Source organism: Kordiimonas aquimaris (assembly GCF_025574485.1).
In the GTDB taxonomy this organism is placed as follows: Bacteria; Pseudomonadota; Alphaproteobacteria; order Sphingomonadales; family Kordiimonadaceae; genus Kordiimonas; species Kordiimonas aquimaris.
In genome coordinates, this window is the sequence record NZ_JAOBPO010000001.1 from 842,219 (window position 1) to 853,887 (window position 11,669).

The following is an 11,669-nucleotide window of genomic DNA, read 5'->3' on the forward strand; positions in this document are numbered from 1 at the left end:
AAAAAATCTGCGTAGAATCGGTGTATCGCCAATGACAGGAGGTGCACATGGTCCGACTTTTTGTGGGCTTAGATATTCCTGATCTGGTCATTCATGACCTTGCTCCAGCACGCGGTGGCGTCGAAGGTGCGCACTGGCAACGTGATAATCAACTTCATATGACACTCGCTTTTATTGGCGATGTGTCTGTCAAAACTGCCCGTGAAATTGAAGATGCTTTATCCCGTATCCGCTTTGAACCGTTTCAGCTTTCACTACACGGTGTAGGTTTGTTCGGTAAACCAAGACACCCCAAAGCATTGTGGGCAGGTGTGCAGGACAAGAAGCCACTGCAACATCTGCACGAGAAAGTCATAGCGTCGCTGGATCGAATTGATGTGGATGTTGAGCGCCGAAAATATAAGCCACATGTCACTTTGGCGCGTTTCAGGCGCGGTGCTCAGGCGCGTGTCGGTGACTGGCTCACAAACAATGAAATTTTGCACACACGATCGGTTGAGGTTGGCAATTTTGTGCTGTTTTCCAGTGAGCGTACCTCTGAAGGGTCATATTACCGGCATGAAGCTGTTTACAGCGCGACAGGTATGGATGTTATTCACGAGAGCGATTTGCCGGAATATGCTGGTAACTCATGGCCTGCATTTGGGGCTGTTTAAATAATAAATAGCCTAGGGGCTAACATTTGGTGGTGACGCTGCGGTTATATCTTCATGGTTGGCTTTAAGTTGTTCTGCAATTGACATAACGGCATCCATGATCACGTCACGTTGACGCCATTGCAGGAAGTGGTTCATTCCTTCGATCTTAATGACATCCAGACTTTGGGCATTGGTCATGGTGCGCTGCATGAACGGAACATTTTTGTAGGGTACCAGTTCATCTTCGGTGCCATGCACAATAACAACCGGTTGCGTAATGGTTGCCAGTTTTGGTTCAAGTAAACGAAGCTCATCTTCAAGCGCGATAAGTTCCCGGTTAGAATGGCGCGCAACTTTTGGCAGTAACCAGCTAATCGGTGGTATGTTACCAATGTACTGAATAAACAATACATCTTCTAGCTCAGGGTCCAGCGCACCGGCTAACACCGCAATGCCGCCTACTTGATCTGGGTAATTGGCGGCAGCAGCTGCAACAATTGGTCCGCCAAGAGAATGGCCTGCCAGAATGGTTTTTCGTCCATCTCGCTCAACAAATAGAGGCGCGATAGCTGCTGCCTGGTCATCAAGAGCAACAAGTTGTTTCTTCGGTTTTGTTAAACCAAAGCCTGGGCGATCAATGGCAATAAATTCGAAACCTTCAGGTACACCGCGTAGCATGTCGACCCAGTTGCCGCCGGCGTCTCCGGGTGTGCCGTTCACAAAGATGACGCGCTGACCACTTGGATCACCGCTTCGTAGATAGCTCAGCTCTATGCCTTTGCCGACATCGACAGAAATAGTTTCACGTTGGATAAATTCGTCGCTGACAAAGTCAGATTCAAAATCAAAGAATGTTGAAGCGCATCCAAGTAATAGAAATGGCAATGCCACAATAGTGGCCCAGAAACGAAATGACCGCAGGATTTTTACTTTTTTGGGCATTGAGGTATGTTCCGTCGCATTAGTAATAACCATTATATAGGTAGTTTCTTTTTATCTAACAGATCACATTCCGGTGACATTAAAAACCAAGTTCGTCGAGGCGTTCATGAATCTGATCCAGATAGCTGCCGCCAAAAATACGCAAGTGCACCAAAAGAGGCCATAGCTGGTATACCGCGCATCGTTGGCTATGAAACCCTTTATCGATAAAGCTTTGAGTTGAATAAGCGCTAAAGAAATTTTCATGAAGTCCGCCCATCAGTGCAATGAAGGCAAGGTCCATTTCATGGTGACCATACGAAATAGCCGGGTCTATGAATCCTGCAACTTTATCATCATTAAATAACATATTGCCGGCCCATAAGTCGCCGTGCAGCAAACTGGGTGTAGGTTGCGCAGGAATTAAGTCGGACAGCCGTTCACTTAAGTTTTCGATGCGTTTCATTGTCTCTGGCGGCATCCGCTGTGTGCGCAAACACGAAGTTGCCATTGCCATTAATCGACGATCACGAAAAAAGTCCACCCAGTTATCTGTTGGCTGGTTTTGCTGTGGCAGTGGTCCGATGAAGGTATCTTTGTTTAGTCCGTAATGAGTTTTTTTGCCTTTTGGCTGTGATGCATGCAGTGCTGAAATATGGATTGCAGCACCCTCTGCGGCTTCGGCTGTTGTGCTCATCCCGGTGTTTTCAATATGACTGATGATCAGCACGCCTTTTGTCTGAAACAAAACATCTGGAACCGGTAGTTTTGAGCTGCTGGCAAGATGTTTCAGCATCATTTTTTCGGATGCGGTTGTGTCAGGTTGATCGATGCGCGGGCGTTTTGCCACAACAAAGCGACCATCTGATAAAGTAAGACACGAAACATCTGCGATATCGCCGCCGGCAAGTGGCTTTGCATGCATGATTTTGGCGTTTAACGCTTGTTCAATTTTATGACTAATTGCACCAGACATAAGATTTAAAAATGCTTCTGTTTGATATGGCTCAGTAGCCCTTCTGCTGCTTTTTCAGCGGCAGCAAAGCATTCCGCGAAACCATTATCACGCCCATAATAAGGATCCGGCATCTCGTTGATAGGAACATCGGGTGCAAACTTTAGAAACATATGGATACGTTCCTGGTATTCAGCTGGGCAGTTGGCCATAAGGTCGCGGAAGTTTTCATTGTCCATCGCCATAATATAATCGAAAGCTTCATAGTCGTTATTTGCGACCTTTCGTGATCGTTGATTAGTTATGTCAACGCCTTTGGCATGTGCGGCCTTTTGTGCTCGCTCGTCAGGCAATGAACCAGCGTGGTAGTCGATTGTGCCTGCGCTATCGATTTTAATTTCATCCACCAAGCCAGCAATTTCAACAGCAGCCTTAAAAGCACCTTCCGCCATAGGCGAGCGACATATATTACCCATACATACAAAAAGAACCGATACCAAACCCAACTCCTGCTTGTTCTTGCTGGCTAAGATAGTAACCTACGAGCTAGCTTGTTTTAAGGAAAGTGTTTTGGCGAAATATAAGAACATTGTCGTGCTAACGGGGGCTGGTATCTCAGCAGAATCCGGCGTGGCTACATTTCGCGATAACGGCGGCTTATGGGAGCAGCACCGTGTTCAGGATGTTGCCACACCTGAAGCTTTTGCGCGAGACCCTGAACTTGTTCAACGTTTTTATAATGCCCGCCGGCAGAATGTTGGAAGTGTGGAACCCAATGCAGCTCATGTTGCATTGGCGAACTTGGAGCAAGCATCAGATACGCATGTAACAATTATAACCCAGAATGTTGACGATCTGCATGAGCGGGCAGGTAGTAAGAATGTGCTGCATATGCACGGTGAGCTGTGCAAGGTGCGCTGCATACATTGCAATAGCGTGCATCACTGGCAAGGCGATTGTACGCAGCAAACAAAATGTCCCAAATGCGGTGCAATGCCAGCACTTCGTCCTCATATTGTTTGGTTTGGTGAAATACCGTTCTATATGGATGAAATTGAAGACCTGCTTTATAAGTGCGACCTGTTTGTTTCCGTTGGCACGAGTGGTACCGTCTATCCTGCGGCCGGTTTTGTGAATGCGATAAATGCATATGGACGTGCACATACCGCAGAGATAAACCTTGAGCCAAGTGAGGGCATAAGCAATTTTGCGGAAGCACGGCACGGCAAAGCGGGAGATTTGCTTCCTGTGTTTGTTGAGGAAATTATACGTTCAGGAGAACCGTAATGAGTGACCGGCCTACTAAATTATCTGATACTGCACGTAATGACGCGTTGGCCTTGCTGGCTGGCTGGTCATACGATGTGGCTGATATGGCGCTTAAAAAGACATATATGTTTGGTGATTTTAGTGAAGCCTGGGCATTTATGAATCGTGCCGCTTTGCTTGCTGAAAAGATGGACCATCATCCTGAGTGGTTCAATGTTTACAACCGCGTTGAAGTTAAAATGACAACGCACGATGCGGACGGTGTCACTGAACTGGACATCAAGATGGCAACAGCAATGGAGGCCTTTGCAAGCTAGAATAATTAGAGCATTCGCTTTATTTAACTGTTTGTTGGGTACTTCAGTTTTGAAGTCACTTTTGAGTAAGCCAATATTGAAGTAGGTCATATGCGATAGCAATGGCTGGCGGTACCAGCATATCGGGTGTTTCTCCCCTTAAGGATGCTCTTATCTCATCTTTAGTGACCCATCTGGCATCATCAATTTCCTTTTCATCCAGGGTTAGCTTTGTGTCTTCAACCTGGGCCATGCATCCAATCATCAGGCTGGACGGCCACGGCCATGGTTGATTGGCCACAATCTCCACACTGGTTGCCGTAACGCCTGCTTCTTCCATCAGTTCGCGGGCAACTGCTTCTTCAATGGTTTCGCCGGGTTCCATGAAACCGGCAAGCGCGGAAAAGAAGTTGGGCGGTAGATGTGGTCCTCGCCCAAGCAAGGCTTTGTCGCCGTGACATGCAAGCATGATCACCACAGGGTCTGTGCGTGGGAAGTGGTTTTTACCGCATGTTTGGCATTGCCGTTCGTATCCAGCTTTTACTAATTGCGATTCGCTGCCGCAATTGGAGCAAAATCGGTGGCTGGTATGCCAACTAAGTACAGATTTGGCTTGTGCGATGATGCCAAGTTCAGGATGAGCGTGTCCTGCTTTCATCGCAATACCGCGTGCATCCCGAAACTTCGATTCGCCGAACATGTCCACAAAATCATCAACGCCGCCGCTTAATGTCGCTGCATAACGGTGTATATTGTCACTGATGCCGAGAAATATTTTTTCTGCGACCGGTAGATACCTGCATTGGCTTGCCGAAAGCCAGGTAATCTCTCCTATTGGCCCGGTTAATATCTGCTCCTCAACGAAGACCATAATCCGTGCGGTATCCGCGTCTGCCAAAGCGCCGAGTATCTCTGGGTCCGTGCGCAAATGATCAGCTCTGTCCATCGTACTGCCGGAAAAGAATGTCTGTATTGATGAGAGCGCCATAAGTGGTCCTTGTAAGAGGTCAGTATAATTACTTTAACCTAGCGTGCGCTTATTCTCTTGCAAGTTTTGATGACATTCGCCATATAAGCCGCGGGAGCGCCGGCGGACATTCCGCTCGCCAAGCCGGTCAGGTCCGAAAGGAAGCAGCCGTAACGAGTTGTGCGTGGGTCGTTTGGCTCTCCCACCCTTCTAAAAATTTTGACGTGAAGCGCGTGAATAACTTTTACGCGGACTGCTTTCCTGCTAATCATGCGGGTGAATACCCCTTGGGAGCAGTGTAAGTATGAGCGATAACACCAACGACCAGAATTATCGGGTTCTTGCCCGAAAGTACCGCCCTTCTGATTTTGACAGCTTGATCGGTCAGGATGCCATGGTGCGTACGCTTTCCAATGCGATTGATACTGGCCGTTTGGCGCATGCTTTTATTTTAACAGGTGTTCGCGGTGTAGGTAAAACCACAACAGCGCGCATTATTGCAAAAGCACTAAATTGTACCAGTGTTGAGGGCCCCACCATCAATCCGTGCGGTGAGTGCGACAATTGCAATTCGATTGCACAATCGCGCCATGTTGATGTGCTGGAAATGGATGCTGCATCACGTACCGGTGTTGACGATATTCGTGAGATTATTGAAAGCGTTCGCTATGCGCCGGTGTCTGCGCGCTATAAAATCTATATTATCGATGAAGTACACATGTTGTCGAAAAACGCATTTAATGCGTTATTGAAGACGCTGGAAGAACCTCCTGAGCATGTAAAATTTATCTTTGCGACAACAGAGATTAGAAAGCTACCGGTTACGGTTCTGTCACGTTGTCAACGCTTTGACCTAAAGCGTGTGGAAGCTGACACGCTCATTGCGCACTTAGCGAAGCTGGTTGCAAACGAAAACTGCACAGCAGAAGACGGTGCGCTGAAGTTAATAGCACGTGCGGCGGAAGGTTCTGTTCGGGATAGTTTGTCGCTTTTGGATCAGGCGATTGCCCACGGTGCTGGCGCCGTAACTGAAGGGCAAGTACGCGACATGCTTGGTCTTGCTGACCGTGCGCAGGTGTTGGACTTATTTGAGCAGATCATGCGCGGTGATATTGCTGCCGCGATTACAACACTGCGCCAACAGTATGACAGTGGTGCTGACCCTGTTGTTGTGATTAATGATTTGCTTGAAGTGTTGCATTGGTTAACGCGGCTTAAAGTAACACCGGATACCGGTGTAGATACACTGGTATCGGAAGCAGAAAAAGAACAAGGTGGCAAGATGGCCGCGGGTCTGTCGATGCCTCACCTGACACGTGCCTGGCAGATGCTGATGAAGGGCCTTGGTGAAGTGCGCGTGGCACCAAGTGCGATCGCTGCCGCCGAGATGGTGCTGATCAGGCTTGCTTATGCATCCAATCTGCCGAGCCCTGCTGATTTGGTAAAAAAAATCACGAGTACACCTTCTGTCGCTGGTGCGCCGGTTTCAGGTTCATCTCCCACGGGAGGCGGTGCCGTGGCTCAAGCGGCTGGGACACAACATCAGCAACAACAGACCTCTGGGCCAACAGCAAGTGCTGTGTCTAATGTTGTTGCGCTTCACGCCAGTGGCGCAAATGATCATGCAAAACACCCAATGCCAATTAGTTTTGAAAAAATGGTCGCGTTATTTCAGGCTGAAAAAGAGGGCATTCTGGCAACGGTGTTAACCGATCATATTCGATTGGTTGAATACAAGTCGGGCGCATTCACTGTTACAACAACGCGTCAAACCCCAAATGATTTTATCATGCGTGTCAAGCAATGCCTAAAAGCATGGACTGACCATGATTGGGCAATCAGCATTGCGCAACCAACTGCTGCTGCCAGCAGTGATGTAACACTTAAAGAGCAGCATGATGCACGTAACAAAAAACGCCGCGAAGAAACACTGGAAGACCCGGCAGTGAAATCACTGCTAAGTGTTTTTCCTGAAGCGAAGTTACTGACAGTGCGTGACCGTCGTAGCGCTGAAGATGATATGCTGGATGATGTTCTGGCAAACGCAGGCGATGATGAGATGCTGAACTATGACGACGAAGTACCCAGTGATTTTGATTTTTAGAACAAGAGTTTGATACCATGAAAAACCTGACCGAAATGATGAAAAAAGCCCAGGAAATGCAAGCCAAAATGGGAGATATGCAAGCAGGCCTTGCTGACGCAACCGTAGAAGGTGTTGCCGGTGCAGGCATGGTGAAGGTCACATTAAACGGCCAAGGTGACATGAAGGCTGTTTCCATTGATGATAGCTTGTTCTCAAGCGAAGACCGTGAAGTGCTGGAAGACCTGATTGTGGCAGCGCATACCCAGGCCAAAGCAAAAGTGGCGGACCTAGCAGCGGAGCAGATGAAAGACCTCACCGGTGGCCTTGAGTTGCCTGCTGGTTTCAAAATGCCGTTTTAGGACAGCGATTATTTTCCCGTGCTACGCATATGTTCTTGGCAGTTTGGGGAAAACATCTAAAACGTATGTTGGTTGGACTAATGATCTGGATAAGCGATTGGCTGCACATAATGCAGGCACGGGGGCCAAATCTACGCGTGGGCGACAATGGGTTATTCTCTATACAGAAGAATTTAAAAACCGGTCTGATGCCATGAGCCGTGAATGGCACTTGAAACGAGACAGGAAATTCCGCAAAAAGCTGTTGGAAGATTATTTGAAGGATAATGCCTGATGCCTCGCTCCCACGGCAGTGAAATTGATAAACTTATCCAGCTGCTCGCTAAATTGCCGGGGCTTGGCCCGCGTTCTGCGCGCCGTTCTGCATTGCAACTTTTGAAGAAGAAAGACAGCGTCATGATACCGCTGGCTGAGGCACTGCGCATGGTGGCGGACCGTGTGCAAATATGCGGTGTTTGCGGCAATGTAGACACATTGAACCCATGCCATGTTTGTGAAGACGCGCGCCGTGACCAGACGGTGATCTGCGTGGTAGAGGAAGTCGCTGATTTGTGGGCGCTTGATCGATCAGAAACATTCAAAGGCCTTTATCATGTACTTGGCGGAACGCTGTCAGCCCTTGATGGTGTTGGCCCCGATGATTTGAATATTGCAGGATTGGTTGAACGCGCGGGTGGTGAGCAGGTAAGCGAAATTATTTTAGCACTGAACGCCACAGTTGACGGACAAACCACAAGCCATTATTTGGCTGAGCGGCTCGAGGATGCGGGTGTGAAAGTTACGGCTCTTGCTCACGGGGTGCCTGTAGGCGGAGAACTGGATTATCTGGATGACGGCACGCTGGCAGCTGCGCTGCGTGCGCGCGGTGAGGTAGGATAGGCTATGGCTGAAAAAGTAACGCACTGCGGGGCGTGCCATTGTGGTGCTGTTTCGTTTGAAGTTGATTTACCGGCATCGTTTGAAGCGCTGGAATGCAATTGCTCCATGTGTTTGGCAGTGGGTTTTTTGCATGTGTTCGCGAGTAAGGAAGAGTTCCGCATAGTGTCAGGCGCAGAAAACCTGACTGAATATCGTTTTAACACTGGCACAGCGCAGCACCTCTTTTGCAAGACATGCGGTGTGAAGCCATTTTATGTACCGCGTAGCCACCCTGATGGTTGGTCAATTAACGCCCGCTGCATAGATAAAGGTACAGTCGAGGGCATGCAGATCAAAGCGTTTGACGGTGCAAACTGGGAAGCCAACGTAGAGACAATTCGCTAGCAGTGTGCAGGCGGTGTCGTTTTACATGAAATCTTATGTGTGGGTAGTGTGTTTTACTTCAGTAATAATCGAATTACATCAGCGTAGATGTCTGTAAGCATGTTGATATCACTCACCGCTACATGCTCATCAATTTTGTGCATGGTGGCGCCAACAAGACCAAATTCTACAACCGGGCACATGTCCTTAATGAAACGCGCATCTGATGTGCCGCCTGTTGTCGACAGCTCAGGTTCTTGGTCTGTGTGTCTGGCAACCGCTTCACTTACGGCTGCTGATAGAGGACCTTCCTCGGTCAGGAAACTTTCACCCGAGACCCACCAATCAATATCGTAGTTAACACCGGCACGGGCCATGCGGCGTGTGAGCTCGGCTTGCAAGCTTTCGGGTGTGAACTCGTTGTTGAAACGCACGTTAAAGCGAGCGCTGGCTTGCTCGGGGATGACATTATGGCTTTCGTTGCCAACATGAATATTAACAACTTCCAGATTGGATGGCTGAAACAGTTCATTGCCATTATCAAGCGGTTCCTTGTTTAATTCAGCAAGCACTTTTACAAGGTCCGGCACTGGGTTATGTGCAACTTGTGGGTAAGCAACATGCCCCTGAATGCCTGTTACAGACAACATACCATGCAGGCTACCGCGCCGTCCTACCTTTATCATTTGCCCCATTTGTTTGGGATTTGTCGGTTCACCAACCACACAAAGATCAATGGTTTCATTACGCGCCCGAAGCCAATCAAGCACTTTGCGCGTGCCATTAATTGCTGGGCCTTCCTCGTCACCAGTTATCAAGAGTGACAATGACCCGTTCACTGATGTTTCAGCTAGTACGCGGTCACAGGCTGAAACAAAAGCGGCAATTGCGGATTTCATATCCGAAGCACCGCGGCCATAAAGATTGCCGTCTTTAATAGTTGCTGCAAATGGGTCCACAGACCAGTTTTTCTCAGCTCCCACAGGAACAACATCCGTATGGCCAGCAAAGCATAAATTGGGTGCTGCGTTGCCGCGCCTTGCATATAAATTGGGTACAGGGTCTGTGCCGTCTTCTTCAAAGATGAGTTTGTGACACTCGAAGCCTAGTTTCTCAAGGTGTTCTGCTAGTAAATCCAACGCATCACCTGTGTCAGGCGTGACACTTTTGTGGCGTATTAGTTCCTGCGATAATGCGACTGGATCAATCATTGTGTTTAATCTCTCAGCAGATCATTGATAGATGTTTTTGCGCGGGTTTGCTCGTCGACGCGTTTGACAATCACAGCACATGAAAGGCTGGGGCCAGGTGTGCCATCGGGTAACGATTTTCCAGGCAAACTGCCCGGAACCACAACACTATATGCAGGCACGCGGCCACGGAAAACTTCACCTGTATTGCGGTCAATGATTTTGGTTGAGCCAGTGATGAAAACGCCCATTGAGATAACGGACCCTTCTTCAACGATCACACCTTCAACAATTTCCGAGCGCGCACCGATAAAGCAATTATCTTCAATGATAACAGGATCAGCCTGCAGTGGTTCAAGCACGCCGCCAATGCCGGCACCAGCGGATACATGCACATGGGCACCCACTTGTGCACAGCTGCCAACACTTGCCCATGTGTCTACCATGGTGCCGGTGCCAACGTGTGCACCCAGGTTTACAAACGAAGGCATCAAAACTACGTCCTTGGCAATGTGTGCTGAACGCCGAACAATGGAGCCAGGTACGGCACGGAAACCTGCCATGCGAAATTCTTTTTCGCCCCAGCCTTCAAATTTGCTGGGTACTTTGTCCCACCATGTTGTGTTGTTGCCAGGGCCGCCCATGATCGTTTCCATATCATTCAACCGAAAAGAAAGCAGAACAGCTTTCTTAAGCCATTGGTGTACGACCCAGCCGTCGGTTTCTTTGCTGGCGACGCGTGCTTTGCCTGCGTCAAGCAGATCAAGTGCTTCGTTTACTGCATCACGAACAATACCAGTTGTTTTTGTGTTGATAGTATCGCGCGCATCAAATGCATCGGAGATTGTTTTCTCTAGATCGGAATAACTCATGAAAGTAACCTTGGTCTATAACGGTTGGGCGCTTGGCCGAATGGGCGCAAACAATAGCCATCTTGCTTACGGAGTCAATGTGTCGGAGTTGCGGAAACCTAGCTTTTAGCCTTGTTCGCGTCTTTGTGATCAAGGTAGGTTTCAAGCCAGCTTGGTAAAGACGTTGTTTCGGCGTCAATGAAAGACGGGTGATGGTCTGCGTTTCCCCAAACACTATCCGTATCAATCCATACTGTCGCCATGCCTCGCGCGTGTGCCGGGATCAGGTTTCGCGCCATGTCCTCGAACATTATTGCCCGCTTTGGGTCAATGTTGAATTCACTGAGGAAGTTATCATAAATATGAGGCGCAGGCTTGGGTTCTAGCTTTGCGCGGTGAATATCGAAAATATCTTCAAAAAGGTCAGCTATACCAATACGGGCGAGTACACGTTCAGCATAAGCTGTGTCGGCGTTTGTAAAAACAATCCGCCGACCGTCCAAATTGAGAAGTGCCTCACGAAGTTGGGTATTTTTTTGCAGTAGTGACATGTCAATATCATGCACACTGTCCATATAATGTTGCGGATCAATTGTATGATTAGCCATCAACCCTTTAAGGGTTGTGCCGTGCTCTAGTAAATATCGTTTTTGTACAGCACGTGCATCTTCAGGACCAAGCTGAAGGAATTTCTGCACATATTCTCCAATTTTTACATCGACTTGTGCAAACAGATTGTTTTCCGATGGGTAAAGAGTGTTGTCGAGATCGAAGACGAAAACATCTCTGTTTTCAAGGAAAACCTCGGAAATAGCTTTAGGGCCGGAAGAGTTGCTCAGTGTCATGTTTATTTCTCAAACGAAGATGGCAGACATTGATGCTGCGTTAAAACAAC

At 48.4% G+C, this 11,669-nt stretch carries 15 protein-coding genes and 1 other RNA gene; 9 read left to right on the forward strand and 7 right to left on the reverse strand.

Features of this window, described 5'->3' with window-relative positions:
- The first annotated feature begins 47 nt into the window (after nucleotides 1-47).
- Nucleotides 48-656: an RNA 2',3'-cyclic phosphodiesterase gene (gene thpR / locus OEU88_RS03955; protein ID WP_262693807.1), complete on the forward strand. Its 609-nt coding sequence runs from the start codon at nucleotides 48-50 to the stop codon at nucleotides 654-656.
- 12 nt (nucleotides 657-668) lie between these two features.
- Here thpR and OEU88_RS03960 read toward each other — a convergent pair whose 3' ends face one another.
- The 3 genes from OEU88_RS03960 to OEU88_RS03970 all read right to left on the reverse strand — a co-directional run bounded on the left by OEU88_RS03960 (nucleotide 669) and on the right by OEU88_RS03970 (nucleotide 3,014).
- Complete coding sequence (locus OEU88_RS03960) at nucleotides 669-1,580, reverse strand: alpha/beta fold hydrolase (protein WP_262693808.1); 912 nt, start codon at nucleotides 1,578-1,580, stop codon at nucleotides 669-671.
- Nucleotides 1,581-1,659: 79 nt separating this feature from the next.
- On the reverse strand, nucleotides 1,660-2,535 hold the full coding sequence (locus OEU88_RS03965; RefSeq protein WP_262693809.1) for a fructosamine kinase family protein: 876 nt from the start codon (nucleotides 2,533-2,535) through the stop codon (nucleotides 1,660-1,662).
- Nucleotides 2,536-2,540: 5 nt separating this feature from the next.
- On the reverse strand, nucleotides 2,541-3,014 hold the full coding sequence (locus tag OEU88_RS03970; RefSeq protein ID WP_262693810.1) for a low molecular weight protein-tyrosine-phosphatase: 474 nt from the start codon (nucleotides 3,012-3,014) through the stop codon (nucleotides 2,541-2,543).
- Nucleotides 3,015-3,084: 70 nt separating this feature from the next.
- On the opposite strand from OEU88_RS03970, the gene OEU88_RS03975 reads away from it, so the two are divergent.
- Both OEU88_RS03975 and OEU88_RS03980 read left to right on the forward strand, forming a co-directional pair.
- Complete coding sequence (locus tag OEU88_RS03975; protein ID WP_262693811.1) at nucleotides 3,085-3,801, forward strand: NAD-dependent deacylase; 717 nt, start codon at nucleotides 3,085-3,087, stop codon at nucleotides 3,799-3,801.
- Nucleotides 3,801-4,100: a 4a-hydroxytetrahydrobiopterin dehydratase gene (locus OEU88_RS03980; protein WP_262693812.1), complete on the forward strand. Its 300-nt coding sequence runs from the start codon at nucleotides 3,801-3,803 to the stop codon at nucleotides 4,098-4,100. Before OEU88_RS03975 ends, OEU88_RS03980 begins: the two co-directional genes overlap by 1 nt.
- Nucleotides 4,101-4,155: 55 nt before the next feature.
- Here OEU88_RS03980 and nudC read toward each other — a convergent pair whose 3' ends face one another.
- Nucleotides 4,156-5,067, reverse strand: a complete 912-nt coding sequence (gene nudC, locus OEU88_RS03985; RefSeq protein WP_262693813.1) for an NAD(+) diphosphatase — start codon at nucleotides 5,065-5,067, stop codon at nucleotides 4,156-4,158.
- 89 nt (nucleotides 5,068-5,156) lie between these two features.
- Between nudC and ffs the strand changes: the two genes are divergently transcribed.
- From ffs to OEU88_RS04015, 6 genes are all read left to right on the forward strand, one after another.
- An RNA gene (gene ffs, locus OEU88_RS03990) (signal recognition particle sRNA small type) lies at nucleotides 5,157-5,256 on the forward strand.
- A 94-nt stretch (nucleotides 5,257-5,350) separates the two neighbouring features.
- On the forward strand, nucleotides 5,351-7,150 hold the full coding sequence (locus tag OEU88_RS03995) for a DNA polymerase III subunit gamma/tau (protein ID WP_262693814.1): 1,800 nt from the start codon (nucleotides 5,351-5,353) through the stop codon (nucleotides 7,148-7,150).
- A 17-nt stretch (nucleotides 7,151-7,167) separates the two neighbouring features.
- Entirely contained in the window at nucleotides 7,168-7,491 is a 324-nt protein-coding gene (locus OEU88_RS04000; RefSeq protein WP_262693815.1) for a YbaB/EbfC family nucleoid-associated protein, read from the forward strand.
- Nucleotides 7,469-7,765 (forward strand): GIY-YIG nuclease family protein, encoded by a 297-nt coding sequence (locus tag OEU88_RS04005; RefSeq protein ID WP_394805226.1) that lies wholly within the window; start codon nucleotides 7,469-7,471, stop codon nucleotides 7,763-7,765. The genes OEU88_RS04000 and OEU88_RS04005 overlap by 23 nt, the downstream gene beginning before the upstream one ends.
- On the forward strand, nucleotides 7,765-8,370 hold the full coding sequence (recR, locus tag OEU88_RS04010) for a recombination mediator RecR (RefSeq protein WP_262693817.1): 606 nt from the start codon (nucleotides 7,765-7,767) through the stop codon (nucleotides 8,368-8,370). Before OEU88_RS04005 ends, recR begins: the two co-directional genes overlap by 1 nt.
- A gap of 3 nt (nucleotides 8,371-8,373) precedes the next feature.
- Nucleotides 8,374-8,754 (forward strand): GFA family protein, encoded by a 381-nt coding sequence (locus OEU88_RS04015; RefSeq protein WP_262693818.1) that lies wholly within the window; start codon nucleotides 8,374-8,376, stop codon nucleotides 8,752-8,754.
- 53 nt (nucleotides 8,755-8,807) lie between these two features.
- On the opposite strand, the gene dapE is transcribed toward OEU88_RS04015, so the two are convergent.
- The 3 genes from dapE to OEU88_RS04030 all read right to left on the reverse strand — a co-directional run bounded on the left by dapE (nucleotide 8,808) and on the right by OEU88_RS04030 (nucleotide 11,619).
- A complete protein-coding gene (gene dapE / locus OEU88_RS04020) occupies nucleotides 8,808-9,944 on the reverse strand; it encodes a succinyl-diaminopimelate desuccinylase (protein ID WP_262693819.1) in 1,137 nt (378 codons plus the stop codon).
- 5 nt (nucleotides 9,945-9,949) lie between these two features.
- A complete protein-coding gene (gene dapD / locus OEU88_RS04025) occupies nucleotides 9,950-10,795 on the reverse strand; it encodes a 2,3,4,5-tetrahydropyridine-2,6-dicarboxylate N-succinyltransferase (RefSeq protein WP_262693820.1) in 846 nt (281 codons plus the stop codon).
- 98 nt (nucleotides 10,796-10,893) lie between these two features.
- Nucleotides 10,894-11,619, reverse strand: a complete 726-nt coding sequence (locus OEU88_RS04030; RefSeq protein WP_262693821.1) for a pyrimidine 5'-nucleotidase — start codon at nucleotides 11,617-11,619, stop codon at nucleotides 10,894-10,896.
- Between the last annotated feature and the right edge of the window lie 50 nt (nucleotides 11,620-11,669).

Coding starts and splice junctions, on each gene's coding strand:
- nudC (WP_262693813.1), bottom strand. CDS start 5,067: ATGGCGCTCTCATCAATACAGACATTCTTTTCCGGCAGTACGATGGAC.
- dapD (WP_262693820.1), bottom strand. CDS start 10,795: ATGAGTTATTCCGATCTAGAGAAAACAATCTCCGATGCATTTGATGCG.
- OEU88_RS03965 (WP_262693809.1), bottom strand. CDS start 2,535: ATGTCTGGTGCAATTAGTCATAAAATTGAACAAGCGTTAAACGCCAAA.
- OEU88_RS03980 (WP_262693812.1), top strand. CDS start 3,801: ATGAGTGACCGGCCTACTAAATTATCTGATACTGCACGTAATGACGCG.
- recR (WP_262693817.1), top strand. CDS start 7,765: ATGCCTCGCTCCCACGGCAGTGAAATTGATAAACTTATCCAGCTGCTC.
- OEU88_RS04015 (WP_262693818.1), top strand. CDS start 8,374: ATGGCTGAAAAAGTAACGCACTGCGGGGCGTGCCATTGTGGTGCTGTT.
- thpR (WP_262693807.1), top strand. CDS start 48: ATGGTCCGACTTTTTGTGGGCTTAGATATTCCTGATCTGGTCATTCAT.
- OEU88_RS04000 (WP_262693815.1), top strand. CDS start 7,168: ATGAAAAACCTGACCGAAATGATGAAAAAAGCCCAGGAAATGCAAGCC.
- dapE (WP_262693819.1), bottom strand. CDS start 9,944: ATGATTGATCCAGTCGCATTATCGCAGGAACTAATACGCCACAAAAGT.
- OEU88_RS03995 (WP_262693814.1), top strand. CDS start 5,351: ATGAGCGATAACACCAACGACCAGAATTATCGGGTTCTTGCCCGAAAG.
- OEU88_RS04030 (WP_262693821.1), bottom strand. CDS start 11,619: ATGACACTGAGCAACTCTTCCGGCCCTAAAGCTATTTCCGAGGTTTTC.
- OEU88_RS03960 (WP_262693808.1), bottom strand. CDS start 1,580: ATGCCCAAAAAAGTAAAAATCCTGCGGTCATTTCGTTTCTGGGCCACT.